Source organism: Paraburkholderia hayleyella (assembly GCF_009455685.1).
Lineage (GTDB): Bacteria > Pseudomonadota > Gammaproteobacteria > Burkholderiales > Burkholderiaceae > Paraburkholderia > Paraburkholderia hayleyella.
This window is the reverse complement of record NZ_QPES01000001.1, coordinates 80669-107350: the sequence shown is the minus strand read 5'-3', so window position 1 is coordinate 107350 and position 26682 is coordinate 80669. Positions and strand designations below refer to the sequence as shown.

Annotated in this window: 24 protein-coding genes; 17 read left to right on the top strand and 7 right to left on the bottom strand. The window is 60.2% G+C overall.

Going from position 1 to position 26682, the window contains the following annotated elements:
• Positions 1-84: 84 nt before the first annotated feature.
• On the bottom strand, positions 85-1272 hold the full coding sequence (metK, locus tag GH657_RS00470) for a methionine adenosyltransferase (RefSeq protein ID WP_153098851.1): 1188 nt from the start codon (positions 1270-1272) through the stop codon (positions 85-87).
• A 234-nt stretch (positions 1273-1506) separates the two neighbouring features.
• On the opposite strand from metK, the gene GH657_RS00465 reads away from it, so the two are divergent.
• From GH657_RS00465 to hslU, 9 genes are all read left to right on the top strand, one after another.
• Positions 1507-2436 carry a lipid A biosynthesis lauroyl acyltransferase gene (locus GH657_RS00465; RefSeq protein ID WP_281349349.1) on the top strand — a complete coding sequence of 310 codons (930 nt, stop codon included), beginning with the start codon at positions 1507-1509 and terminating at the stop codon, positions 2434-2436.
• A 137-nt stretch (positions 2437-2573) separates the two neighbouring features.
• A complete protein-coding gene (gene dapF, locus GH657_RS00460; protein ID WP_153098849.1) occupies positions 2574-3437 on the top strand; it encodes a diaminopimelate epimerase in 864 nt (287 codons plus the stop codon).
• Positions 3438-3517: 80 nt separating this feature from the next.
• Positions 3518-4276, top strand: coding sequence for a DUF484 family protein (locus GH657_RS00455; protein WP_153098848.1), 759 nt, complete (start codon positions 3518-3520; stop codon positions 4274-4276).
• Positions 4277-4299: 23 nt separating this feature from the next.
• Positions 4300-5223, top strand: coding sequence for a tyrosine recombinase XerC (locus GH657_RS00450; protein WP_153098847.1), 924 nt, complete (start codon positions 4300-4302; stop codon positions 5221-5223).
• 106 nt (positions 5224-5329) lie between these two features.
• Complete coding sequence (locus GH657_RS00445) at positions 5330-6580, top strand: class I SAM-dependent rRNA methyltransferase (protein ID WP_153098846.1); 1251 nt, start codon at positions 5330-5332, stop codon at positions 6578-6580.
• 156 nt (positions 6581-6736) lie between these two features.
• Positions 6737-7813 carry a CobW family GTP-binding protein gene (locus tag GH657_RS00440; RefSeq protein WP_153098845.1) on the top strand — a complete coding sequence of 359 codons (1077 nt, stop codon included), beginning with the start codon at positions 6737-6739 and terminating at the stop codon, positions 7811-7813.
• A 465-nt stretch (positions 7814-8278) separates the two neighbouring features.
• The gene (gene dksA / locus GH657_RS00435) at positions 8279-8698 is read left to right on the top strand and encodes an RNA polymerase-binding protein DksA (protein ID WP_153098844.1); all 420 of its coding nucleotides are present in this window, start codon (positions 8279-8281) and stop codon (positions 8696-8698) included.
• Between the two features lie 334 nt (positions 8699-9032).
• Entirely contained in the window at positions 9033-9569 is a 537-nt protein-coding gene (hslV, locus tag GH657_RS00430; RefSeq protein WP_153098843.1) for an ATP-dependent protease subunit HslV, read from the top strand.
• Between the two features lie 9 nt (positions 9570-9578).
• Positions 9579-10922 carry an ATP-dependent protease ATPase subunit HslU gene (gene hslU, locus GH657_RS00425; RefSeq protein WP_153098842.1) on the top strand — a complete coding sequence of 448 codons (1344 nt, stop codon included), beginning with the start codon at positions 9579-9581 and terminating at the stop codon, positions 10920-10922.
• A gap of 164 nt (positions 10923-11086) precedes the next feature.
• Here hslU and GH657_RS00420 read toward each other — a convergent pair whose 3' ends face one another.
• Together GH657_RS00420 and GH657_RS00415 are read right to left on the bottom strand one after the other, a co-directional pair.
• Positions 11087-11629, bottom strand: coding sequence for a response regulator transcription factor (locus GH657_RS00420; protein ID WP_153098841.1), 543 nt, complete (start codon positions 11627-11629; stop codon positions 11087-11089).
• A complete protein-coding gene (locus GH657_RS00415) occupies positions 11626-12948 on the bottom strand; it encodes an ATP-binding protein (RefSeq protein WP_153098840.1) in 1323 nt (440 codons plus the stop codon). The genes GH657_RS00420 and GH657_RS00415 overlap by 4 nt, the downstream gene beginning before the upstream one ends.
• Positions 12949-13089: 141 nt before the next feature.
• Here GH657_RS00415 and GH657_RS00410 point away from each other — a divergent pair, with 141 nt between their 5' ends.
• The 8 genes from GH657_RS00410 to GH657_RS00375 all read left to right on the top strand — a co-directional run bounded on the left by GH657_RS00410 (position 13090) and on the right by GH657_RS00375 (position 21826).
• Positions 13090-14724, top strand: coding sequence for a hypothetical protein (locus GH657_RS00410; protein WP_153098839.1), 1635 nt, complete (start codon positions 13090-13092; stop codon positions 14722-14724).
• Positions 14725-15201: 477 nt separating this feature from the next.
• Positions 15202-16101: an acetylglutamate kinase gene (argB, locus tag GH657_RS00405; protein ID WP_153098838.1), complete on the top strand. Its 900-nt coding sequence runs from the start codon at positions 15202-15204 to the stop codon at positions 16099-16101.
• Positions 16098-16850 carry a pyrimidine 5'-nucleotidase gene (locus tag GH657_RS00400; RefSeq protein ID WP_425495719.1) on the top strand — a complete coding sequence of 251 codons (753 nt, stop codon included), beginning with the start codon at positions 16098-16100 and terminating at the stop codon, positions 16848-16850. The genes argB and GH657_RS00400 overlap by 4 nt, the downstream gene beginning before the upstream one ends.
• A gap of 46 nt (positions 16851-16896) precedes the next feature.
• On the top strand, positions 16897-17610 hold the full coding sequence (slmA, locus tag GH657_RS00395; protein WP_153098836.1) for a nucleoid occlusion factor SlmA: 714 nt from the start codon (positions 16897-16899) through the stop codon (positions 17608-17610).
• Between the two features lie 183 nt (positions 17611-17793).
• On the top strand, positions 17794-18312 hold the full coding sequence (locus tag GH657_RS00390) for an HdeD family acid-resistance protein (RefSeq protein WP_220094824.1): 519 nt from the start codon (positions 17794-17796) through the stop codon (positions 18310-18312).
• A 321-nt stretch (positions 18313-18633) separates the two neighbouring features.
• Positions 18634-19788, top strand: a complete 1155-nt coding sequence (metX, locus tag GH657_RS00385; RefSeq protein WP_153098834.1) for a homoserine O-succinyltransferase MetX — start codon at positions 18634-18636, stop codon at positions 19786-19788.
• Positions 19785-20393, top strand: a complete 609-nt coding sequence (gene metW / locus GH657_RS00380; RefSeq protein ID WP_153098833.1) for a methionine biosynthesis protein MetW — start codon at positions 19785-19787, stop codon at positions 20391-20393. Before metX ends, metW begins: the two co-directional genes overlap by 4 nt.
• 20 nt (positions 20394-20413) lie before the next feature.
• Positions 20414-21826: an AmpG family muropeptide MFS transporter gene (locus GH657_RS00375; RefSeq protein ID WP_153098832.1), complete on the top strand. Its 1413-nt coding sequence runs from the start codon at positions 20414-20416 to the stop codon at positions 21824-21826.
• 44 nt (positions 21827-21870) lie between these two features.
• Here GH657_RS00375 and GH657_RS00370 read toward each other — a convergent pair whose 3' ends face one another.
• The 4 genes from GH657_RS00370 to gatA form a co-directional block, all read right to left on the bottom strand.
• Positions 21871-22650 (bottom strand): exodeoxyribonuclease III, encoded by a 780-nt coding sequence (locus GH657_RS00370; RefSeq protein ID WP_153098831.1) that lies wholly within the window; start codon positions 22648-22650, stop codon positions 21871-21873.
• Between the two features lie 90 nt (positions 22651-22740).
• Positions 22741-23580 carry a PPK2 family polyphosphate kinase gene (locus tag GH657_RS00365; RefSeq protein WP_153098830.1) on the bottom strand — a complete coding sequence of 280 codons (840 nt, stop codon included), beginning with the start codon at positions 23578-23580 and terminating at the stop codon, positions 22741-22743.
• 59 nt (positions 23581-23639) lie between these two features.
• Positions 23640-25112, bottom strand: coding sequence for an Asp-tRNA(Asn)/Glu-tRNA(Gln) amidotransferase subunit GatB (gatB, locus tag GH657_RS00360; protein WP_153101568.1), 1473 nt, complete (start codon positions 25110-25112; stop codon positions 23640-23642).
• Positions 25109-26620: an Asp-tRNA(Asn)/Glu-tRNA(Gln) amidotransferase subunit GatA gene (gene gatA / locus GH657_RS00355; RefSeq protein ID WP_153098829.1), complete on the bottom strand. Its 1512-nt coding sequence runs from the start codon at positions 26618-26620 to the stop codon at positions 25109-25111. Before gatA ends, gatB begins: the two co-directional genes overlap by 4 nt.
• Positions 26621-26682 lie beyond the last annotated feature (62 nt).

Genomic DNA, 26682 nt, shown 5'->3' with positions numbered 1-26682 from the left:
AGGCGGGTTTTCAGGAAAGTTAACCGGAAAAGAAACCGTTTAATCGATTCGGATTCAGGTTCCGGTTTAGCGTGCCAGATGCATTCAGGCGACGGCCGCGACGGGTTCCGTGCCAGCGGCTTCGGCCAGCGCGAGGGCTTTGTCGGTAGCTTCCCATGAAAATTCCGGCTCTTCGCGGCCGAAGTGGCCGTAGGCAGCGGTTTTTTCGTAGATCGGACGCAGCAGGTCGAGCATCTGGATGATGCCTTTGGGTCGCAGGTCGAAGTGCTCTTGCACCAGACGCGTGATGGTCGCATCCGATACCCGGCCCGTGCCAAACGTGTTCACCATGACCGAGGTGGGCTCGGCCACGCCAATGGCATACGACACCTGAATCAGGCAGCGCGAAGCCAGCCCCCCTGCGACGATATTCTTCGCCACATAGCGGCCGGCGTAGGCCGCTGAGCGGTCAACCTTCGACGGGTCTTTGCCCGAGAACGCGCCGCCACCGTGCGGTGCGGCACCGCCGTAGGTATCGACGATGATCTTGCGCCCCGTGAGGCCGCAATCGCCTTGCGGGCCGCCAATCACGAAACGGCCAGTGGGGTTCACGAGGAACTTGATATCGCCCTTGAGCAATTCGGCAGGCAGGGTTGGCTTGATGACTTCTTCGATGACAGCTTCGCGCAGCATCGACAGTTCGATATCGGGTGCGTGCTGGGTGGACAGCACGACGGTGTCGATGGAGTGCGGCTTGCCATCGACGTAGCGCACGGTGACCTGTGATTTTGCATCCGGGCGCAGCCAGGGCAGGCGGCCATCGCGGCGCAGGTTAGCCTGGCGCTCGACCAGACGGTGCGACAGGTGGATCGGCAAGGGCATGAGTTCGGAGGTTTCGTCGCAGGCATAGCCGAACATCAGGCCCTGATCGCCCGCACCCTGATCGAGATTGTTGTCATGCGCGCGGTCGACGCCCTGGGCAATATCCGGTGACTGTTTGTCATAGGCGACAAGCACGGCGCAACCACGGTAATCAATGCCGTAATCGGTGTTGTCGTAGCCGATGCGCTTGATGGTTTCGCGGGCGATCTGAATGTAATCGACGTTGGCCGTCGTGGTGATTTCACCTGCTAAAACGACAAGGCCCGTGTTGCACAGTGTTTCGGCTGCGACACGGGAATATTTGTCTTGCGTCAGGATGGCATCGAGGATGGCGTCGGAGATTTGATCCGCGACTTTATCGGGATGGCCTTCTGAAACAGATTCAGAAGTGAAGAGGAAATTATTAGCCACTTTTGAAACTCCTGCGTGGTTACGGTTAGGGTTCACGTAGCCAGCTTCGGAGAATTGAAGCGGCGACGCTTTAGCGGAAAACTTGGCTGATGTGTGACGCCAGGCTGCTGTGAGTCACATACTGGCTGGCTTCGCCCCGCAAGTTGTCTATTAACTCGGCGAAGCCATTATTATAGCGAACTCTTTAATCGGCCGCCGAATACCCCCGCGCGTCGTATTTTTACTATTTTGATATTGACCAGACGCAATAGAGTTCGGTCTTTTGCACGGAGGCGCTGCATGCTGAGCCGTTTAGGCGCGAAACTGGCCATTGGGCTGTTGAAGTTATTTGCGCTGCTGCCTTATGGGTTTGTCGCGCGGCTAGGAGATGGGCTGGGCTGGTTGTTGTACCAGATTCCCAGCCGGCGCAAACGGATCGTTCATATCAACTTGTCGTTGTGCTTTCCGCAATGGAGTAGCGAGCAGCGTGAAATCATTGCGCAAAAACATTTTCGTCATGCGATCCGCAGTTATCTCGAACGTAGCGTGCAATGGTTCGGCTCAGCGGAAAAACTCGAAAAACTGATTCAGGTCGAGAGCGCGATTGATCTCACCGATCCTGATTTGCCGCCCACGCTGTTTCTGGGGTTTCATTTCGTTGGTATCGAAGCGGGTTCGATTTTTCTGAATTACTCGCTTCAGCGTACCTGTGGCTCGCTTTATCAGCCGATGTCGAACCCCGAGCTGGAAGCTGTTGCCAAGGCGGCACGTGGGCGCTTCGATGCCGAAATGGTAAGCCGCGCTGACGCCGCGCGCGTGGTGTTGCGCTGGCTGCGTGAACGCAAGCCGGTGATGCTGGGCGCTGATATGGATTACGGCATGCGTAATTCGACGTTCGTGCCGTTTTTTGGCGTGCCGACCTGCACGCTGACCGCTGTCGGACGGCTGGCGAAAGTCGGGCGGGCCCAGGTGGTGCCATTTATCGGCGAGGTGCTGCCCAATTACAAAGGCTATCGGCTCAAGGTGTTCAAGCCTTGGGAAAACTATCCAACGGGCGATGACGATACGGATGCCCGCCGCATGAACGCCTTTCTTGAACAGCAGATTCCGTTGATGCCAGAGCAGTATTACTGGGTGCACAAGCGCTTCAAGACGCGCCCGCCCGGTGAGCCGAGCGTTTATTGACGACGCGAAGGGTGCTGGCGGACGTGTTCATGACGCGGCTTTGGCTGCACGCTTGAGGGCGCCGTTCCGAACGGTGGCGGGAATGGTCCGGCTGGGGCGGGCGTCGAATCTTCATCGAGTCCCATTACAATGGCGCGATGAAACTGAAATTCACCAAAATGCATGGCGCGGGCAACGATTTCATTGTGCTCGACGGCTATACCCAGCCCCTCGTCCTGACCCCGGAAACAGTGCGTGCACTGGCCGACAGGCACCGCGGTGTCGGCGCGGACCAGTTATTGCTGGTTGAGCCGTCCGGTATCGCGGGCGTTGATTTCCGCTATCGCATCTTCAATGCCGATGGCGGCGAGGTCGAGCATTGCGGCAATGGTGCGCGTTGCTTCGTCAAATTTGTCCACGATAAAGGGCTGACTACGAACCGCAGCATTCGGGTTCAGGTGCAAAACGGGCTGCTTACGCTGACGTTGCAAGCCAATGGCGAAGTGCTCGTGGATATGGGGCACCCCGTGTTCGAGCCGGAGCGCGTGCCGTTCGATACCCGCGGGCTCACGCCGCGCCGGGAAGGCCGCGAGGCGCTGTGGCCGCTGGAAATCAACGGTTTGACGCGCTGGGTGTCGGTGGTGTCGATGGGCAATCCGCATGCGGTGCAGGTTGTCGCCGACGTGGAGGCTTTTCCTGTCGCGCTTGAGGGGCCGCTGGTCGAACATCATTCGCGCTTTCCCCAGCGCGTCAACGCAGGCTTCATGCAGATTGTCGGGCGTCATGCGCTCAAGCTGCGCGTCTACGAACGCGGCGCGGGCGAGACGCTGGCCTGTGGCACGGGGGCTTGTGCTGCGGTGGCGGCAGGCCTGCGCCGGGGGCTGCTCGATTCGCCGGTCGAGGTGCAAACGCATGGCGGGGTGCTCACCATTGCCTGGGATGCCGCCGATGAGCATGCGACCTTACTGATGGCGGGGCCCGCCGCGACTGTTTTCGAAGGCGAAATCGAGCTCGCTGACTAATCGGCTAATCTCTTCTTCATTGCTGCGCCCATGGCCTGGGCGCGCGTCAATTTGCCTTAACGGGCCCATGAGCGGAAACCATGAACGATCGAGAAATCGCTGCATACCTGCTTGCCACGCCTGACTTCTTTGTCGAGCATGCCGAGGTGCTGGCTGCTGTCCGGCTGGCGAATCCTCATGGCAAGGCTGCTGTGTCGTTGCAGGAGCGGCAAATAGAAATACTGCGCGAAAAAAACAAGATGCTGGAACGGCGTTTGGCGGAACTGCTGCGCTACGGCCATGAAAACGACAGCATGGCTACGCATTTTTGTCACTGGACCGCGCGGGTGGCTGCGGAGCGCGATCCTCATGCGCTACCGCAGGTGATCGCTGCGGGGCTGCGTGAAGTGTTCGAGGTGCCGCAGGCGGCATTGCGCGTCTGGGGCGTCGCGGAGCCTTATAGGCAAGCGGATTTCACCCGCCAGGCGGGTGAAGAAATGCGTCTCTTCGCCAATAGCCTCGTGGTGCCCTATTGCGGCGCGAATAGCGGCTTTGAAGCAGCCCAGTGGCTTTTGCCTTCCGCTACGGCTGCAGCGGCTAGCCTGGAAGGCGAGGCTTCAGCCGCTGCCGCTGCCGCTGCCGCTGGCACGGCGTCCGTGCCTGATGACAGCGAGAAGACCGAGTCGATCGTGTTGCTGGCCCTGCGCGATCCGCAAGCGGGGGCGGACGCCCCCGCTTTTGGCTTGCTGGTGATGGGCTCGCCCGACCCGCGGCGCTTCCACGCAGGGATGGCCACCGATTTTCTGACGCAGATTGGCACGCTCGCCAGCGCTGCGCTGAGCCGTCTGTTGCCACGCTGAACACTTCACCCAAGGCCCGTGCCGTGACTGACGCCGAGCAGATTGCCGCTTACCTGTCGCTTCTTGAGCACGAGCGGCGGCTGTCGGCGCACACCCTGCGCAGCTATACCCACGAACTCGAAGAACTCAAGCGGCTGGCTGCGAACCGTCCGCTTGTCAGCCTGAGCGCAAGTGATATTCGCGGTGCGGTGGTACGCGCCCATGGCGCAGGTTTATCGGCACGTGCGCTGGCGCACCGGCTTTCTGCATGGCGTGCGTTTTACCGCTGGTTCGCTACGCGGGTGGCGCTGCCGTCGAACCCGGTGGGCGCCGTGCGGGCACCGAAGCAGCTCAAACCCTTGCCCAAGGCGCTGGCCGTTGATGATGCCCATACCTTGATGGAAGCCCCCGTCATGCCCGGCGCAGTGGGTTTGCGCGATCACGCGATTCTCGAACTGTTTTATTCATCGGGTTTGCGTCTGGCGGAGCTGACTGCGCTGGATGTCCAGTACGCTGACCATGACGGCTACCGCTCCAGTAGCTGGCTTAATCTGGAGGCGGCGGAAGTGAAGGTGTTGGGCAAGGGCCGCCGGGAACGCATCGTACCGGTAGGTGCGAAAGCGCTCGACGCGCTGCGGGCCTGGCTCGTTGCGCGGCCGCAATTGCTGCGTGACGATCCCGACCCCTTGTTTCTTTCGACGCGTGGCAAGCGGATGCCGATGAACAGCGTGCGTGACCGGGTGAAACTTGCGGCGCTTGTCGCCGGCATTCCGGCCAATGTGCATCCGCACGTGCTGCGCCATTCGTTTGCCACGCACATGCTGCAATCGAGCGGTGATTTGCGCGCGGTACAGGAGTTGCTCGGCCACTCCAGTATCGCGTCGACCCAGGTGTATACGGCGCTCGATTTTCAGCATCTGGCACGCGTTTACGACGCGGCGCATCCCCGCGCCAAAAAACGTGACTGAACACGCGGCTGACTCACCCGGAGACCCCGGAGACTTTTGAACCGATGTTGATGCCGCGCTGTGCGGTCCCCTTGTCTTGCTTACTGGCTGGAACCTTCACGAAGTCATGAATATCGTCACGCTGAAACCATCGAAAGAAAAATCGCTGTTACGCCGCCATCCATGGATTTACGAAAACGCGATCGAGCGAGTGGAAGGTAAACCGGCCTCTGGCGCGACGGTGCTGGTGCGTGCGCATGATGGCCGTTTTCTGGCACGCGCGGCATGGAGCCCGCAGTCACAGATTCGCGCGCGAGTGTGGAGTTTCGACGAAACCGAACCGGTCGATCATGCGTTTTTCAAGCGACGTATCCAGCGCGCGCTGGCGCATCGCCAGGCGATGGTGCATGACACGGATGCGTTGCCACAGGGACTTCCTTCGGTCGTCCCACAGGGACTCCCTTCGGTCGTGCGTCTGGTTTTTGGCGAGGCCGACGGCTTGCCAGGCCTGATCGTCGATTACTACACCGCCGTCATGGCGCCACACTACGGCCAACTGGTCTGCCAGTTCATGGCGGCCGGCGTCGAGGCGTGGAAAGGCGCCATTGTGGCGGCGCTGGTGGCCGTGACGGGCTGCCCGAATGTCTATGAACGCTCCGATGTGGCGATTCGCGCGAAAGAAGGGCTGGAGCAAACCACTGGGGTACTGGCGGGCGAGATGCCCCCTGAGACGCTCATCGTTAGCGAAAACGGTGTGCGGTATCACGTCGACGTGTTGCATGGCCACAAGACCGGGTTTTATGTGGATCAACGCGATAATCGGGCGTTGGTGCGGCAGATGGCCGCTGGGCGTGACGTGCTGAACTGCTTTTGCTATACCGGTGGTTTCTCGCTGGCCGCGCTCGCGGGCGGGGCCCGGCGGGTGGTGTCGGTGGATTCATCGGGCGAGGCGCTGGCGTTAGCCGCGCGCAACGTGAGCGCGAATGGCTTTGATGAGGCGCGCGCGACCTGGCTCGATGCCGACGCCTTCAAAATGCTGCGCCACCTGCACGATGAAGGTGAGCGCTTCGACCTGGTCGTTCTGGACCCGCCGAAATTCGCACCCTCGCGCGAGCATGTGGACCGGGCCGCACGCGCGTACAAGGACATCAATCTGACCGGTTTGCGGCTGTTGCGTCCGGGCGGGCTGCTGTTTACTTACTCGTGTTCGGGGGCGATTGATGCCGCGCTGTTCCAGAAGATCGTGGCGGGCGCGGCGGCCGATGCCCGTGTGGATACCCGCATCCTGAAGCGACTCGGAGCGGGGGTGGACCATCCGCTGCTGAGCGCTTTTCCGGAAGGCGAGTACCTGAAAGGCTTATTGCTGCAAGTTGTATGAGCGCGCATAGTTTCGCGTGGCATGACGTGGCGTTGTGGGGTCATATCCCGCGACGACGGCGTCATTGGACAGGTATGTTTCAATATCGAACCGGTTCGCGCGGCGTTTGTCTTGATTGCCGTGCTTTCTGATTCAGGCACATAAAACAGGCTCAACATGATTCCAGTTACCATCCTGACCGGCTTTCTCGGTAGCGGTAAAACCACACTGCTCAAGCGCATCCTGAGCGAGAAGCACGGCATGAAAATCGCCGTCATCGAGAATGAATTCGGCGAAGAGAACATCGACAACGAAATTCTCGTGCAAGACACCAATGAGCAAATCATCCAGATGAGCAACGGCTGTATTTGCTGCACGATTCGCGGCGATCTGGCCCGTGTGCTGGGCGATCTGGCTGAGAAAAAGCGCGCGGGCGAGCTGGATTTCGAGCGTGTCGTGATCGAAACCACGGGCCTGGCCAATCCTGGCCCGGTGGCGCAGACGTTTTTCATGGATAACGAAATCGCTGACGCTTTTTTGCTCGACGCCATCATCACTCTGGTGGACGCGAAGCATGCGAACCAGCAGCTTGATGAACACGAGGTCGTGCAGCGCCAGATAGGCTTTGCCGATCGGCTGTTCATCACGAAGGCGGACCTGGTGGACGAACCGACGTTATCGGGCCTGCGTCACCGCCTGATGCACATGAACCCGAAGGCCGCTATCCGGACAGTGAATTTCGGCGAAGTCGACCTCAAGGAAATTTTTGATCTGCGAGGGTTTAATCTCAACGCCAAGCTGGAAATCGACCCGGCGTTTCTTGCCGAGGATGATCACGCGCATCATGACCACGGCCATGACCATGACCATGACCACGATCATGCCAGTTGCGGCCATGACCACGGTGATCACACTGATTGCGGTCATGACGCTCATCATCACCATGTGCATCACGACGACAAGATCAAATCGTTTGTCTTTCGCAGTGACCGGCCATTCGATCCGAACAAGCTGGAAGATTTTCTGGGCGGTATCTTGCAAATTTATGGTGAGCGGCTGTTGCGCTACAAAGGCGTGCTTGCGATGAAAGGCGTTGACCGCAAGGTGGTGTTCCAGGGCGTGCATCAGATGATGGGCAGCGATCTGGCATCCAAATGGCAACCCATTGAGAAAAAATCCAGCAAGATGGTTTTTATCGGTATCGACCTGCCGCAAGACCTGATTACCGACGGACTAAATGCCTGCCTTGTCTGATTGCCCCATGCAGGCGGCCCGGTGGACGGTATAGCTGGCGCTTTGCCGGTTTGCCGCCACGGAAATCCCCGTAGTTCAGGAATACCCGGATATTCATCGCTTTTTGAGAGTTGACAGGCTATATTTTCGGGATATTGCTGGCGGGATCAGGAACTCCCCCCTGATTGCGATGCAACAGAGTGATTCAGTTACAATACGGCCCGCTGGAAAAGGACGAGAAAAGGGCGACGATTTAAGGATGACGATCTGCCCGGTATGTGCTGGGCAGGCGCCGGCCATTCCACAGCCGGTTTGGGGGGAGATCCCGCAGCACCTGAAGATCGGTTTCCAGAGGGATTCGCGGCCCCGCATCTGCGCCGCTTGCGACATGACCCTAGCGTCGTGTTCGCGGGGCGATTCAGCGCTAAAGGCGCGCTGTTGCGGGCAATATGTATGAGTTTTGCCTCACATTAAGAAGCAAGCCAGATGACGACGAAACGACTCTTGACCGAAGACGAAATCCTTAAGATGGATGACAAGGATTATATGAACGCGGATCAGCTTGCTTTCTTCAAAAGCAAGCTTGAGCAGTTGCAGGCAGAAATTGTCCGCAATGCGGGCCAGACAACTGAGAATCTGCGCGAAACGGTCATCGTGCCCGATCCTGCCGACCGCGCGACGATCGAAGAAGAACACGCGCTTGAGTTGCGCACGCGCGACCGTGAACGCAAGCTCCTGAAGAAAGTACAGCAATCGCTGGCACGGATTGATTCGGGCGATTACGGCTGGTGCGAGGAGACAGGCGAGCCGATCGGCATTCCGCGTTTGCTGGCACGGCCCACGGCGACGCTGTCGCTCGAAGCGCAGGAGCGTCGGGAACTGCGGCAAAAACTGTTCGGTGATTGATCAGGGATGGCGGCGCGTGAGCTCGCGCTTTTCATCTTTTCATCAGATGGATGCAACAAATCAAAGCGCACGATAAAACGTGCGCTTTTTTTATGGCGCCGGGTGCTGAGAAGGGCCTGCGAAGGCATCTGGCACAGGCTTCAATGGGCAGATTATCTGCACGGGCTGTTTTTCGTCCGTACTATGACGTTAGCTCTTGATATGACAGGGCGCGCCCTAAACTGCCGCAGGTCGTGTCCTGTGCTGCCGCTCATCTGAGCGCGCCGGGCATCCTGATTCGAGTGATGGGCCCCGGGCGCCATCATGTTTTACCTGTTTTGCAAAAGGAACCCATATGGAGCAATTTCACGGCACGACGATCGTTTCTGTGCGACGTGGCGACAAGGTCGCGCTAGGCGGTGACGGTCAGGTCACGCTGGGCAATATCGTGATGAAAGGCGGGGCGAAAAAAGTTCGGCGTATTTTTAACGGTCAGGTGCTGGTGGGGTTTGCGGGCGGCACGGCCGACGCGTTTTCGCTGCTCGACCGTTTTGAAGCGAAGCTCGAAAAGCATCAGGGCAATCTCACTCGCGCCGCGGTCGAACTGGCCAAGGACTGGCGTACCGATCGCATGCTGCGGCGGCTTGAAGCCATGCTGATTACCGCCGATGCGCACACCACGCTGGTCATCACGGGCAATGGCGATGTGCTCGATCCAGAAGGCGGCATTTGCGCCATTGGTTCAGGCGGCGCCTATGCCCAGGCAGCAGCGAAGGCGCTGGCTGACAATACCGCGCTATCGCCCCGCGAAATCGTCGAAAAATCGCTCGAAATTGCTGGCGACATGTGCATTTACACCAATCACAACCGCGTTATCGAGACCATCGAGTAAGGAGCCAGGATGAGCACCATGACCCCCGCCGAGATCGTCTCCGAACTCGACAAACACATCATTGGGCAAAAGCGGGCAAAGAAAGCCGTGGCGGTGGCGTTGCGCAACCGCTGGCGGCGCCAGCAGGTTGGCGAGCCGTTGCGTCAGGAAATCACGCCGAAGAACATTCTGATGATTGGCCCGACGGGCGTGGGCAAAACCGAAATTGCCCGGCGTCTGGCCAAGCTGGCGGATGCGCCGTTTATCAAGATTGAAGCGACTAAATTTACCGAAGTGGGTTATGTCGGGCGCGATGTCGATAGCATCGTGCGCGATCTGATCGAGATTTCGGTCAAGCAAACCCGCGAAGCCGAAATGCGCAAGGTTCGCAGCAAGGCGGAAGATCAGGCGGAAGACCGCGTGCTCGATATCATGCTGCCCACCGCGCGTCCGGCGGGTTTTGCGGCGGATGCGGGCGACGTGCCCGAAGAAAGCAGCAGTACGCGCCAGACCTTGCGCAAGCGTTTGCGCGAAGGCTTGCTGGATGACCGCGATATCGAACTCGATGTCGAGTTGCCACAAGTCGGCATGGACATCATGGGGCCGCCGGGCATGGAAGACATGACCGAGCAGATTCGCTCGATGTTTGCCAATATCGGCGGCGGCAAGAAGGCGCTGCGCAAGATGAAGGTCAAGGAAGCGCTCAAGCTGCTGACCGACGAAGAAGCCGCCAGGATGCTGAATGACGAAGAGGTCAAGGCCCGCGCGGTGCAAAACGTCGAACAGAACGGCATCGTGTTTCTGGACGAAATCGACAAGATCGCATCGCGCAGCGAAGGTGGTGGTGGCGGTGAGGTGTCACGTCAGGGCGTGCAGCGTGACCTGCTGCCACTGGTCGAAGGCACCACCATCAACACCAAATACGGCATGGTTAAAACCGATCACATTCTGTTTATTGCCAGCGGCGCTTTTCATCTGGCCAAGCCTAGTGATCTGATCCCCGAGCTGCAAGGACGCTTTCCGATTCGCGTCGAGCTGGATTCGCTTTCGGTCAAAGATTTCGAAGCGATTCTGGTTGCTACCGATGCCAGCCTCGTCAAGCAATATCAGGCGCTTCTCGAAACCGAAGACGTCCATCTCGATTTCGCGGATGACGGCATTCGACGGCTGGCGGAAATCGCTTTTTCAGTTAACGAGAAAACCGAGAATATCGGAGCGAGGCGGTTGTATACCGTGATCGAAAAGCTGCTTGAAGAGGTGTCGTTTGCGGCGGATAAACACGCGGGCCAAACGGTGAGCATTGATGCCGCCTATGTCGATCAGGCGCTCAACGAAGTCGCGGATAACGAAGATCTTTCGCGCTACGTGCTGTAGCGCAGCCGTCGCCACGCGGTGGAGACGGGCGGGCAGGGCCAGTGTGGGCCCTGCCGCATTGATTTTTGCCATGATGGCGGGCGTTGTTGCCGCTTCGGCTGCTTCTGCTTTTTCCGCCAGGCGGTTGTTGTTCGGTGTTCGACGTTCGACGTTCGGCGTTCGAATTACTGCCTGACTGGCCGTTTAGCCAGTTTGCGTTGCAGTGTTCGCCGATGCATGTTCAGCGCGCGTGCGGTGGCCGACACATTACCCGCATGTTCTGTTAGCACGCGCTGGATATGCTCCCATTCAAGCCGTGCCACCGAGAGCGGAACCGGATGCTCCAGCGCTTCTTCCGCCTGAAGTTCGCTGGCTTCGCTTTGTAGCGCCGCCAAGATGGTTTCGACATTGGCCGGCTTCGCCAGATAGTTGTCCGCGCCATCTTTTACTGCTTGCACTGCGGTGGCAATGCTGGCGTAACCCGTCAACACCAGCATGCGGGCTTCCGGCTGTGCCTTGCGTAACGGGGCAATCAGCGTGAGGCCGGAATCGTTGCCCAGATGCAGATCGATGGTGATTTGGCCAAATGTTTGCTGATCCGCCAGGAGCAGCGCTTCTCTGGCGTCGTGCGCCTGCGACACGGTATAACCGCGCCGCGTCAGGCCACGCGCCAGAATGCCGGAAAAGACCTCGTCGTCGTCGATCACCAGAAAATTCATTTTGTTCATGCGTGCTTCTCCATATGGGAAGGGATGCTGCGTTCCCTAACCGGTTGTTCGTGTGTTGCCGCGAGTGCGGCCGGCAAGCGCAGCAGCGCTCGTGTGCCGCGCGCTTGGCCTTCGTGAATATCGCTTAATTCAATTGAGCCGCCGAGCTGGAGCGCTGCTGAAAACGCCAGATACAAGCCCACGCCATGGCCGCCTTGCGTGCTATCCACGGGTGCGACACCCAGCGCGCCACGCAGCGCTGGCGGTATGCCGGGCCCCGCATCGCAAACCTCGAAGTCAATAGATTCAATGGGTTCGCTGAATGTCGTTGGCGCGATGCTGAGCGTCACATGATTGGGGCTGGCACGCGCTGCATTGTCGAGCAGGATCGTCAGAATCTGGCTGATGGCGAGCGTGTCGTCCAGGTGGATATCGGCGGGCGCGACGCTCAGACACTCGAATTTGACATGAGGATGGCGCAGACGCCATTGATGCACGAAGGGTTTCAGCCAGCTCCCCAGCGTTTGCTGTTCGCCTGAGGTTGAGGCGTGGCTGCGCAGGCGCGCCAGCGCCGAGGTGCAGAGCGTCATTTGCTGTTCGAGCAAATCGAGATCAGCCGTATAGGGTTTGAGCCCGGGATCGGTACGCGCCGCATCGCGTAGTTCTTCGGTCAGCATCGAAATGGTGGATAGCGGCGTGCCGATTTCGTGTGCCACGGTGGCGGCCTGCACGCCTAGTGCAACCGCACGCTCATCGCGTAGCAGACGCTGGCGTGCATTGCCCAGCGCCGCATCGCGCTGGCGCAGCGCACCTGACATGCGTGCCACGAACCACGCGATCAAGCCGACGCTCACCATGAAGTTGATCCACATGCCCGCGCGATAGTAGCCGAACAGGTTTTCCGGGTAATCCAGCTCAAGCGGGAGGGAGTTGAAGCTCAGCACCGCGTAGCAGGCCATGGCGAAGGCGGCGAGCCATGCCATCAGATACCACGGCAGCACGGCGGCGGCGATGGCGAGCGAAGGGAGATAAAGCGAGACAAACGGATTGGTGGTGCCGCCCGAGAGAAACAGCAGCGCCGATAGCGCGCTCAGATCGGCCCCGAGCTGGCCAAAGAGTTCGAAGTTCGATTCGGGCCGCTGCTGCATCACCCGCAGCCAGGTGAAGCCGTTGAAGAGCACTTCAAGGCCGACGACGAGCAGCATCGCGGGCTGTGGCAGATGCGCGCCAATGAATATCTCGACGAACGCGATGGTGGCGAGCTGGCCGATGATGGCGAGGTTGCGTAGCCAGAACAGATGGCCCAGGTTCACCCGGCCGGTATTGGTTATACGGTGCATCACAGCAGTTTACCTGTTTGGCCGGGGTGGCCCGGGCTTCTTCGGATCTACGGGATGAGGTGAAGTCATACGTTGTTATGATCGGGCGTTAGAGTCGCAGTATCAGTATCTTCGCGGGCATCTTATATTCATACGAATCCCATGCATATTCCCGATCCCAATCATCCGGGCTGGCCCGCGTTCCTTGCTTTTTTGCAGCACGCGAGCGATGCGCAGCAACGCGGGCAGCCCGAGATTTGTACGATCTGGCTTCAGGCGGCGAGCTATCTTCATCCTGTCGACGAAGACGCACTCATGGCGCTCGCGTATGAGCTCGCCGGGCTCGGGCGTCTGGACGATGCACTCGCGCTCGCCCAGTGTCATGCCAGTCTGCGGCCAGACAGCGCCGCCCCCAGTTTTTCCCATGGTTATATGCTGCAACGGTTGCAGCGGCACGAGGAAGCGCAGGTGCCTTATCTGCGCGCTTTCGCTCTCGATCCCGATTACCCCAAGCTGCGCAACAACATGGCTTCGGCGCTGCATTTGTCGGGTGCCGATCCCGCCGCCAAATTCGCGTTGCTGGAAAGCGCGGCCCTTGCTGATCCACTCGACTCTGATGTCTGGACCAACCTGATTTGTGCCCGGCGCGATAACCTGGATCTTGCAGGTGCGCTGGCGGCAGGTGAGCGGGCGCTCGAACTGGCACCCGATCATGTTCTGGCGCTCAACAACTATTCGCTGGTGCTCAAGGAAGCACAGCGTTGGGATGAAGCGGAGCATTACATCCAGAAAGCCGTGGAGCTGGCGCCCGGAAATTCGGTGTTACTGGCTAACCTGGCCATCTTGCAACTGCTTCGCGGCCGCTATGAGCAGGGTTGGCGCACGAATGAGGCGCGCTGGAGTGGGGCGCTGGAACTGAAAGGGAACCGGCCGGCGATGCCCGGCCCCCAGTGGCAGGGTGAATCGCTGGCGGGTAAGACCTTGCTGGTCTGGGGCGAGCAGGGGGCCGGCGATCTGCTGCAGTTTTGCCGCTATATCCCGCTTCTGGCGGAACGTGTGCATCGGGAAGGCGGACATATTGCCTGGAATACGTTTGTCTTCATGGGCGCGCTGCTGGAGCGCAGCATGGGCGCCTGCGTCGATGCGTATACGACCGACCCTCGTGTCGAGGCCTTGCCGCCCTTCGATTACGAGTTGCCGTTGCTGAGTGCGCCGTTGATGCTGGGCACCGATGAGACCAGCATCCCGGCTGATGTGCCTTATCTCACGGCGCAGCCTGAGGCGGTCGCGGCGTGGCGGCAGCGGCTGGCGGGCGAGACACGCCTGAAAGTCGGGCTGGCATGGACCGGCAGCTCCACACACCAGCGCAATCCCTTCCGGATGGTGGGCTGGGAGCGCTATGCCGCGTATTTCGGAGGGCTTGAGCAGGTCGCGTTTTATTCACTGCAGCCGGGTGCTGAGGCCGATGTCGCCGCGGCGCGCGAAGCGGGGCTGGATCTCACCGATTTCAGCGTTGAGTGGACCACTTTCGACGACACCGCAGCGTTTGTGAGCGCGCTGGATCTGGTGATTACGGTTTGTACGTCGGTGGCGCATCTGAGTGGTGCGCTGGCCCAGCGCACCTGGGTGCTGCTCGACACCAATCCGCATTGGACGTGGTTGCTCGACCGTAGCGATAGCCCCTGGTATCCCACTGCCCGGCTGTACAGGCAAAAAGAATTCGTTCAGTGGGAACCGGTCTTCGAGGAGGCCACCCGCGACCTGAAAGCGTTAGCCCAGCAACATGGGCAAGGCTAGCGTCCGGGGCCGGTTTGTGTTGCCGGGGCCTTGAGCCTCACGCCAAGACACGTTGGACATAAGCAGCCCACATCGGCTTCGGCTTGCAAACGGTCTGGCGGAAGCACGGGGAGCGCCTGGCACCAGCAGGTGAATAGCCGTGAAGCTGTTGCAGCCGTAGCAGCGGATGCCGGATGCTGAGGCAATGCGCCGCAGTCAAAACGTACACCGCAATGCGCGCAGCGCACGCCTGGGCCGAGAGAAGGGGGCATCGCGTCCTGAGGGTTGGCGGGTATCAAGGGATATCAAACGGTATCAAACAATATTAAGCGGTAAGCGGTACCGGGTAGCTGAAATGAGCGGCACGGTGCCAGGGCTCGGCACCTGCTGCGGCATCATGCCACGCGCTGTTGACAGCGCTGCGCCGAACCCTTCGATCGCTTGCTGCTCCTGTACAATCCGCCCTTGTTTTAACTGTCCGTGCCTGAGTCAGCCGCTATGTCCGAGCTTCCCGCCCTATCGCAAATTGCGCCCACCCTGAAGGCTGAAATACTGGCCGAAGCGCTGCCCTATATCCGGCAATACCACGGTAAAACCGTGGTGATCAAATACGGCGGCAATGCCATGACTGAAGAGCGTCTGAAGCAAGGCTTCGCGCGCGATGTCATCTTGCTCAAGCTGGTTGGCATCAACCCGGTCATTGTGCATGGCGGCGGGCCGCAGATCGACCAGGCGCTCAAGAAAATCGGCAAGCAAGGCACCTTCGTGCAAGGCATGCGCATCACCGACGAAGAAACCATGGAAGTCGTCGAGTGGGTGCTGGGCGGTGAGGTGCAGCAAGATATTGTCACGTTGATCAATCATTTTGGTGGCCAGGCGGTGGGCCTGACGGGCAAGGATGGCGGGCTGATCCATGCGCGCAAGCTGATGCTGCCGGACCGCGAGCACCCCGGCCAGTACATCGACATCGGTCAGGTGGGCGAGGTTGATTCGATCAATCCAGCGGTGGTCAAGGCGTTGCAGGACGATGCGTTTATTCCCGTGATCTCGCCGATCGGTTTTGGCATGGATGGCCTGTCGTACAACATCAATGCCGATCTTGTCGCAGGCAAGCTGGCCGTGGTGCTGAACGCCGAGAAGCTCGTGATGATGACCAACATCCCCGGCGTGATGGACAAGGCGGGCAATCTGTTGACCGATCTGTCCGCACGCGAAATCGACGCGTTATTTGCCGATGGCACGATCTCCGGCGGCATGCTGCCCAAGATATCGTCCGCGCTCGATGCCGCGAAAAGCGGCGTGCGCTCGGTACACATCATTGATGGCCGGATTGAGCATTCCGTGCTGCTCGAAATTCTCACCGAGCAACCATTCGGCACGATGATCCGCTCCCATTGAATTCCCTCGCTGCCTTGCCCCAGCCGCGGCGGCGCGCACGCCCGCGTCGTCGTCCCCCGGGCGCGGCGCATCAGCCTGTCTGGCTGTTCGATCTGGACAACACGTTGCATCACGCCTCGCACGCCATTTTTCCGGCGATCAATCAGGCGATGACGCAATACATCATGGATAGTCTGCAGATCGAACGCTCCGCTGCCGACCATTTGCGCACCCACTACACCCAGCGTTATGGCGCGACATTGATTGGCCTTGCGCGCCATCATCCGGTTGATCCTCACGATTTCCTGCGCCAGGTTCATACGTTTGCCGATTTGCGTTCGATGCTGCGCAGCGAACGCGGCCTTGCGCGCTTGCTGGCCGCGCTGCCTGGCCGCAAGATCGTGCTGACCAATGCCCCGGAAGCCTATGCGCGCGATGTGCTGGCTGAACTCGGAATTGCGCGTTTGTTCGAGCGCGTGATTGCGATCGAGCACATGCAAGGCCGTGGCCGCTGGCGTGCCAAGCCGGATCTGGCGATGCTGCGCCACGCGCTGCGCGAAGCGCGCGTGCCCATGGCCGATGCCGTGCTGGTTGAGGACACGCGAGGGCATCTGAAACGTTACCGGCGGCTCGGGCTTCGCACCGTCTGGATTGTGGGCCACCTGCCGTTCCATTCACGCGCTGCTGGCGTGGCGGCGCGTTTGCCGGGCACGGGGCGGCCTCATTATGTTGACCGCCGGATTCACTCGTTAAAATCGCTTAGAGCCTGATTTTCTGACACGCTGACTTTGCCCACGGTGATGGAAAGGATGCCGCATGTCGCCACCCCGCCAACCTAACGCCGCCGTTGCCACTGCTAACGCGAGTTCCCCATCCAGCGCTGCTGGCGGGATACGGGGGAAACGCCCCAAACCCGGTGAGCGCCGCGTCCAGATTCTCCAGACGCTTGCGGCGATGCTCGAAGCACCCGGCAATGAAAAAATCACCACGGCGGCGCTCGCGGCGCAACTGGGTGTTTCAGAAGCCGCGTTGTACCGGCATTTCGCCAGCAAGGCGCAGATGTTCGAAGGACTGATCGAATTTATCGAGCAGACGATCTTCGGCCTGATCAACCAGATCACCACGAACGAAACCAGCGGCGTGCTACAGGCCCGGACGATTGCACGGATGCTGCTGGATTTCGCTGAAAAAAATCCAGGCATGACACGCGTGCTGACCTGCGAGGCGCTGGTGGGCGAGCATGCGCGCTTGAGCGCACGCGTGAACCAGTTGCTGCTACGCGTCGAAGCTTCGCTCAAGCAGTGTTTGCGGCTTGAGCGGCTGGCGCTGGACGAAGCTCCTACGGCCAGGGTTGGCGACGCCATGCCCGCGACGAAGGAGGTTCCGCTGCCCGCGCATTACAATGCGGCGTTGCGTGCGAACCTGTTACTCAGTTATATCCTGGGTCGCTGGCATCGTTATGCGCGCAGCGGCTTTGCACGTTTGCCTGCGGAGCAGGCCGACGCCCAGATCAGGTTGATTCTTCAGTAACGCGTTTGCTGGAATCGGGCGGAGATGCGGCATGGCCGATGCAACGTTGTCCGTCCGTTGTGCGTCATTTAAAGCCGAAATTCAACCGTTATTCTTCAGGAGTCTATAAGTTATGAACCGTCCTGTTTTATCTGATTTCCCCCGCGTCTGAATGCCCTCTCCGCTCATTGGGGCTGGCTAGCTGTGCGGGGTCTTGCCGCTATTGTGTTTGGCATACTGGCTTTCAGTTGGCCTGGCTTGACGCTGGCAACGCTAGCGCTGCTCTGGGGTGCCTATGCGATCGTTGATGGCGCTTTCGCACTGGTGTACGGCGTGCGCGGCAGTGGCGGCACGCGGCGCTGGACCTACGCGATCGTCGGTGTGCTGGGTGTGCTGGCGGGGCTGATCGCGCTCTTCTGGCCAGGCGAAACGGCGCTCATTCTCGTGATGATCATTGGTGCCTGGGCACTTGCCGTGGGCATATTCGAAATCATCTATGCGTTCCAGTACCGTGAGGCGAATGCGCATCCATGGCTGATTGGCCTCTCGGGGCTGCTGTCCGCCGTGATCGGTTTCTTTATCCTGATGTATCCCGGTGCGGGCGCGTTGTCGCTGATCTGGCTGATTGGCACTTATGCGATTTTTTACGGTGTGTTGATGATTTGCGCCGCGATCCAGTTGCGCCGTTTTCGCCAGCGTGCTGCGGCTGAACGCAGTGCCTGATTGACACGACTGACTAAAGGCTGATTAAAGCAGCCTGGGCGCGGCAGCTTGCTGCTGTCGCGCCATGCGGTTACAGCACATGTTTACTTTCCGCTATACTCGGCGGCAGTTTTGAGCGTGACAACGAAAGTCGCCCGCAAAACCTCTTTGTTCCTTGTTGTAACTGGCGCGCCGATTTGCTGACTTGCTTGCGGGCGCGCGAACCTGCCTCGATCAATCCTGGGTTCAATACAAATGCGGCTAAAGAGGTTGTCAGCCGCGCAACGTTTCTTCATGCGCCTGGCCGATACCATTTAGCCGCCCTGTCAGAAGGCGGAATCAATGGAATCAGTCGGATCAGTCGGTATCGTTATTCCCCAGAAAATGCATTTCCCCGAGCCGCTCGTGATGCAAAACGGCAGTGCGCTCGCGGGCTATGACCTGATGGTCGAAACCTATGGCACCCTCAACGCCGCGCGCAGTAATGCCGTGCTGGTGTGCCATGCGCTGAATGCCTCGCATCACGTGGCCGGTCTGTATGCGGGTGAGCCTAAGGAAGTGGGTTGGTGGGACAACATGGTCGGGCCGGGCAAGCCGCTTGATACCCACCGCTTCTTCGTGATCGGCGTGAATAACCTGGGGTCGTGTTTTGGTTCGACGGGCCCGATGAGTCTCAACCCGGAAACGGGCCGGCCTTATGGCGCGCGCTTTCCGGTGGTGACCGTCGAAGACTGGGTGAATGCCCAGGCGCGCGTGGCCGACGCGTTCGGCATCGAATGCTTTGCCGCGGTGATGGGCGGAAGCCTGGGCGGCATGCAGGCGCTGGCGTGGAGCATGATGTACCCGGCGCGCGTGGCGCATTGCATCGTGGTGGCATCCACGCCGAAGCTGTCCGCACAGAACATTGCTTTTAACGAAGTGGCGCGCTCCGCGATCCTGTCGGATCCGGATTTTCACGGTGGCGATTACTACGCTCATGGCGTCAAGCCCAAACGCGGGCTGCGCGTCGCGCGGATGATTGGCCACATCACGTATCTGTCCGATGACGATATGGCCGCGAAGTTTGGCCGTGCATTGCGCCGTGCCGAAGGCGCGCTCGATGATTACAACTTCAATTTCGATGTGGAATTCGAAGTGGAGTCGTACCTGCGCTACCAGGGCGACAAGTTCGCGGATTACTTCGACGCCAATACTTATTTGCTGATTACCCGTGCACTCGATTACTTCGATCCGGCGAAAGCCTTCGCTGGCGATCTGACGGCGGCGCTGGCGCACACCACGGCGAAATATCTGGTGGCCAGTTTTTCAACCGACTGGCGTTTTGCCCCGTCGCGCTCGCGCGAACTGGCGAAGGCGCTGCTCGACCACAAGCGCCAGGTGACCTACGCCGAGATCGACGCGCCGCACGGCCATGATGCCTTTTTGCTCGACGATCCGCGCTATCACAACCTGATGCGTGCCTATTACGAACGCATTGCCGTGGAGGTCAACGCATGAACCAGCATGCCTTCGATGATCTGGCTAACCGTCCTGACTTTCGCGCGATCGCCCGCTGGGTGGAGCCGCGCGCCACGGTGCTCGACCTGGGCTGCGGCGATGGCTCGCTGCTGGCGTTGCTGATGGAAGAGCTCGAAGTTACCGGCTATGGCATCGAAATCAATGATGCGGGCGTGCTAGCCTCGACGCGCAACGGCGTGAATGTGATTCAGCAAAATCTCGAAGACGGCTTGCGTCTTTTCGAAGATGCCAGTTTTGATTTCGCCATCCTGTCGCAGACGCTGCAAACCATTCATCAGACGGCCGCGATCTTGCGCGAAACGGTACGCGTGGGCAAGGAATGCATCGTCTCATTTCCGAATTTCGGTTACTGGGCGCATCGTTTGTCGGTGTTGCGTGGGCGTATGCCGGTGTCGCCGTCGTTGCCTTATCAGTGGCACAACACGCCGAACGTACGGGTCCTGACGATTCGTGATTTTGAAGCGCTAGCGCCTGAAGTCGGTATCGAAATACTCGATCGTGCCGTATTGCACGATGGCCAGACCGTGCGCTGGGGCGCCAATTGGCGTGGTAGTCTCGCCGTTTATCGCGTTAAAAAAAGCTAGTCCTGAACGGCTCTTTCCGCATGACACAACCACTTCACGAAAGCTCCGCCTTAAGCGCACACGAAGCCCATGCCGGTTGGCGCGCATTCCTTAATAAAAACATGCTGATCTGCGTTTTTCTCGGCTTTACGTCGGGATTGCCGCTGTTCACGCTGGTGTATCTGGTGCAAGCCTGGTTGCGCTCCGAAGGCGTCAACCTCAAGGAGATTGGGCTTTTTGCGCTGATCCAGTTTCCGTACACATGGAAGTTCATCTGGGCGCCGCTGATGGATCGCTATGTGCCGCGCTTGCCAGGCTGGCGGCCTGGACGGCGGCGTGGCTGGATGCTGGTGACGCAGATTTTGGTGATGGGTGCGATTGCGTCGCTCGGGTTTGTCTCGCCGCGCGATTCGATTTGGACCGTGGCCGCGCTGACTGCGCTGGTGGCGTTTTTTGGCGCGAGCCAGGACATCGTGATCGACGCCTACCGGCGTGAACTGCTTACCGATACCCAGCAGGGGCTTGGCAATGCCGTCCACGTCAATGCCTACAAGATCGCGGCGCTGGTGCCGGGGTCGCTGGCGCTGATTCTCTCGGATCACCTGCCGTGGTCGACGGTGTTTGTCGTGACGGCGCTTTTCATGCTGCCTGGCATGGCCATGACGCTGCTGGTGCGCGAGCCCGAGGTGCAGGGCTCGCCGCCGAAAAACCTGCGTGAGGCCATCGTGTTGCCGTTTCAGGAATTTATCCAGCGCGATGGCTGGCGTGGTGCGCTCTTCGTCCTGGCCTTTATCTTTTTGTACAAGCTCGGCGACACCATGGCGACGACGCTTTCGACATCGTTCTTTCTCGACATCGGCTTTTCGCGCACCCAGATCGGTGTGATTGCGAAAACCACGGCGTTTGCCGCGAGTCTCGCGGGTGGCGTGATTGGCGGCATCTGGATGATGCGCATCGGGATTGGCCGTGGGCTGTGGGTGTTCGGCGTGCTGCAGATGGTGTCGACACTGGGCTTTGCATGGCTGGCCCATCTCGGGCCCGCATCGCCGGGGCTGGCCGTGCTCTACGATGTCGCGGTGATGTCCAGTGAGGCGGCGACACGCCTGTTGTCGCTTGTGGGCATTCACTGGGCGGTACAGTTCGATCCGCGCTCGGTCGCGCTGGCATTGGTTTATGGCTTCGAAACCTTCACCACCGGGCTGACGATGGCGGCGTTTGTCGCGTATATCGCCAGTACGACGGACCCGCGCTATACCGCGACGCAGTTCGCGCTGTTCACTAGCCTGGCTTCGGTGCCCCGCACCTTGGCATCCGCTGCCAGCGGCTATGTGGTGGCGCAAATCGGCTGGTTCGATTACTTCATTGTCTGTACGGCGCTGGCGCTACCAGGGATGATTTTGCTGTTCTGGATTGCGCCATGGAAGAGACAGCGCCGCTCGCCGGAGGCTGCCTGACGTTGCTGAAGTGGCCTCGGCGGCCTTAGTCTGCCGGATACCCTCTAACGCGCGAGCGGGAAATCGTAATCGACAATCAGCGGCGCATGATCGCTGAAGCGGATCTCACGAAAGACGCTCGTCGCCCGGGCTGTGGCCGCGATGCCCGGCGTGGCGATTTGATAGTCGATGCGCCAGCCGACATTCTTCGCATAGGCCTGGCCCCGGTTGCTCCACCATGTGTATTGCTCGGGGCGCGTGTCTAGCGTGCGGAACACGTCGACATAACCGGCCTCGTCAAACAGCGTGGTGAGCCAGGCGCGCTCTTCAGGCAGGCAGCCGGAATTTTTCTGGTTGCTCTTCCAGTTCTTGATGTCGATTTCCTTGTGCACGATATTGACGTCGCCGCACAGCACGACTTCGCGCTCACGGCCCAGTTCGACCAGATGCGGCATGAACGCAGCCATGAAGCGGTATTTCGCCTGCTGCCGCTCGTCGCCACTCGAACCCGATGGCACATACACCGACACCACGGACAACCTGCCGAAGCGCAATTCGACATAGCGTCCTTCGGCATCGAACTCTTCGCTACCAAAACCAATGATTACCTCATCGGGTTGATGACGCGTGTACACCCCCGCGCCGCTATAGCCCTTCTTGAGCGCATGCTGGAAATAGCCGGCGAAACCATGTGGCGCGAGAAATTCCGGGGTCATGTCATCTTGCGAGCATTTGATTTCCTGTACGCAGACGAAATCGGCGTTTTGCTGGCCGAACCATTCGAAGAAGCCTTTTTTAGCCGCGGAGCGGATGCCGTTCAGATTGGCGGTGATGACACGCAGCATGTGTTTGCCTTGTTGCAGATGAGAGAAAACCTTGGAGCCCCAGCTTCAGCGGCGTGGCGTGCACACGCTGCGGCTGGGGTGTTGCGGCCGCTATTCGATTTTCAGGCCTTTGAGTTCAATTTTGGCTGGAGGGAATTCGGGCTTGAGCGCGCTCAGCGTGCGCAACAGCAGCTCAGCGATCATCATGTTGCGATGGGTTTTTGAATCCGCTGGAATCACGTACCACGGTGCGTCAGGCGTAGAGGTAGCGGCCAGGGCATCCTCGTAGGCGCGCTGGTAATGCTCCCAATGCTTGCGCGCTTCGAGATCGGCGAGATCAAATTTCCAGTGCTTGTCGGGATCGTCGACGCGCGCCTGCAGACGCTTGCGCTGTTCGTCCTTTGAAATGTGCAGCATGCATTTGATGAACGTCGTGCCACTGTCAACCAGCAGCGCCTCGAACTGGCGAATCTGCTGATAGCGGCGCTCACGCTCGGCTGTACCGATCTGCTCAAGCACGACCGGCACGAGGACATCTTCGTAATGACTGCGGTTGAAGACAGTGAGCTCGCCTGGCGCCGGCACCTGCTGATGCACGCGCCAGAGAAAATCATGCGCGGCCTCGATGGGTGTCGGGACCTTGAACGGCACGATCCGCAATCCGAGCGGATCGACCTCATGGAACACCGCGCGGATCGTGCCATCCTTGCCGCTGGTGTCCATGCCCTGGAGTACCAGCAAGACGCGTTGCTGACGCTGCGCGTGCAGCCGCTCCTGAAGCGCGTCGAGCTTGAGCCCGATGCTGGCCAGCCGGTCGCGGTCGGCCTCCTTGCTGCCCGCCGAGAAGGGCTTGGCCCCAGGGTCATGCTGCGTGAGCGAAAACTTCTCCGCCTTGTTGCCTTCAACGAAAAACGGCACACGAAAATCATCCAGCGCGGGTTGTTTCGACATGCGTGACTCCAGTGTCTTAAAAGACGGGGCGCGGGTGGAGCGCGATATCCCGTGCGGGTTCAGGCCAGTTTTTTGCGCAGCAAATCGTTGACTTGCTGCGGATTGGCCCGGCCTTTGGTGGCCTTCATCGCCTGGCCGATCAGCGCGTTGAAGGCCTTTTCCTTGCCCGCGCGGAATTCTTCGACCGATTTCTGATTGGCAGCGAGTACCTCATCGATGATCGCTTCCAGCGCGCCCGTATCTGAAATCTGCTTCAAGCCTTTCGCTTCGATGATGCGATCGGCAGCGGCTTCGTCGGTGGCTTTTTCGTCCCAGATCGTGATGAAGATGTCCTTGGCGATCTTGTGTGAAATCGTGCCGTCGGCCACGCGTTGCAGCAGCAGCGCGAGTTGCGCCGCGCTGACCGGGCTGGCGCTGATGTCGAGCGCGTCGCGGTGCAACTGCGAGGCGACTTCGCCCGCGACCCAGTTCGCCGCGGCTTTGGCCTGCGCCGCGCCCGCCTTGGCTACGACGGCTTCGTAGTACGCCGCCAGCGCCTTGCTGGCGGTCAGCACGCCTGCATCGTAGGCCGTGAGGCCGTATTGCGCGACGAGGCGTGTCTGGATCGCAGCGGGCAGTTCGGGCATCTCGCGCTTGACGCGCTCGATCCACGCGGCGTCGATCATCAGCGGCATCAGGTCCGGATCGGGGAAGTAGCGGTAATCGTGCGCATCTTCCTTGCTGCGCATCGAGCGTGTTTCGCGCTTGTCGGGGTCGTACAGGCGGGTTTCCTGCACCACGGTGCCGCCGTCTTCGATCAGTTCGATCTGGCGGCGCACTTCGTATTGAATCGCTTCTTCGAGAAAGCGGAATGAGTTGAGGTTCTTGATCTCAGCGCGCGTGCCGAATTTGGCCTGGCCGACGGGGCGCACGGAAACGTTGGCATCGCAGCGGAATGAGCCTTCCTGCATGTTGCCGTCGCAAATGCCAAGCCACACCACCAGCCCATGCAAGGCCTTGGCATAGGCCACGGCCTCGGCGGCGCTGCGCATTTCGGGCTCGGTGACGATTTCGAGCAACGGAGTGCCCGCGCGGTTCAGGTCGATACCGGTCATGCCCGCGAAATCTTCGTGCAGTGATTTACCGGCGTCTTCCTCGAGATGGGCGCGGGTCAGATTCACGGTTTTTTCGTAGGCGGCGGTGCCGGTTTTATCGTTGGCGGGAACCTGGATCGTGACCTGACCGCCTTGCACCACCGGAATTTCGTATTGGCTGATCTGATAGCCCTTGGGCAGATCGGGATAAAAGTAATTTTTGCGCGCGAAGATGCTGCGCGGCGCGACCGTGGCGCCGGTGGCCAGACCAAAGCGGATCGCGCGCTCCACGGCGCCGCGATTCATCACGGGCAACGTGCCAGGCAGTGCCAGATCGACAGGGCAGGCCTGGGTATTGGGTTGCGCGCCGAACTGGGTTGGCGCGCCCGAGAAAATCTTCGAGACGGTCGATAACTGCGCGTGTGTCTCAAGGCCGATGACGACTTCCCACTGCATTATTTTTCCTCCCGCGCGACGGTTGCCGCTGGCGTTTGCCGATGCCAATGCGTGGCGCGCTGGAAGGCATCCGCCACCTGAAGCATGCGCGCTTCACTGAAATAGTTGCCGATGATTTGCAGGCCCACGGGCCGCTGCGCATGGGCGCCGCTGCCGAAGCCGCAGGGCACGCTCATGCCCGGCAGGCCCGCGAGACTGACCGACAGCGTGTAGATATCCGCCAGATACATCTGCAGCGGGTCGTCGCCCTTGGCACCGAGATCCCACGCTACGGAAGGCGCGACCGGCCCCATGATGACGTCGCACTGGGCGAACGCCTGCTGGAAATCCTGGGCGATGATGCGACGGATTTTTTGTGCCTGAAGGTAGTAGGCATCGTAATAGCCGTGCGACAGCACATAGGTGCCGACCAGAATGCGGCGCTTGACCTCGGCGCCAAAGCCTTCGGCGCGGGATTTCTGGTACATGTCGGCGAGATCGCTGTACTGCGCGGCGCGATGGCCGTAGCGCACGCCGTCGAAGCGCGAGAGGTTCGACGATGCCTCAGCGGGAGCGATGACGTAATAGACCGGGATCGACAGCTCGGTTTTGGGCAGCGAGACTTCGACGAGCGTTGCGCCGAGCGTCTCGTACTGCTTGAGCGCGGTGTCGAGGGTGGCGCGCACGTCGGCGGCGAGGCCGGGGCCGAAATATTCACGCGGCAAGCCGATGCGCAGGCCCGCGAGCGGCTGGCTGGCGGCTGGCTGGCTGGCGGACCAGGCGGCGCCGAGATGGCGCGTGTAGTCTTCATCGGCGCGGGTGAGGCTGGTCGAATCGCGTTCGTCGAAACCGGCCATGGCATTGAGCAGCAGTGCGCAATCAGCGGCGCTTTGCGCCATGGGGCCGCCCTGATCGAGCGACGAGGCAAACGCGATCATGCCGTAGCGCGAGACGCGGCCATAGGTGGGCTTGATGCCGGTAATGCCCGAGAACGATGCGGGCTGGCGGATCGAGCCGCCTGTGTCGGTGCCCGTCGCGGCAGGCGCGAGGCGCGCGGCGACCGCTGCCGCCGAGCCACCTGATGAGCCGCCGGGTACGGCGAGTGGATCCCAGGGGTTGCGCACCGGCCCGAAGTACGAGTTTTCGTTGGACGAGCCCATGGCGAACTCGTCCATGTTGGTCTTGCCGACGCAGACCATGCCCGCGCGCTGCAGGCGTTCCACGACGGTGGCATCGAACGGGCTGGTATAGCCCGCGAGCATCTTTGAGCCTGCCGTGGCCTGCCAGCCGCGCGTCACGAACACATCCTTGTGAGCGATGGGCACGCCGCACAGCGAGCCGGCGGTGCCGTTGGCAAGCTGCTGGTCGGCCGCTTTTGCCTGGGCGAGCGTCAGGTCTGCATCGACCTGAATGAACGCATTCAGGTGGCTGGCCGCGTCGATGCGCTGGAGATAATGCTGCGCAAGTTCGACAGCGGAGCATTCCTTGGCCGCGAGTGCGGCACGTAGCTCGGTCAAGCTTTTTTCGTGCATTGTGGGAGGTTCCTGAAGAGCGCGGCGGCGTCTCGCGCTGCCGTTAAAAAAAGAGATAAGCC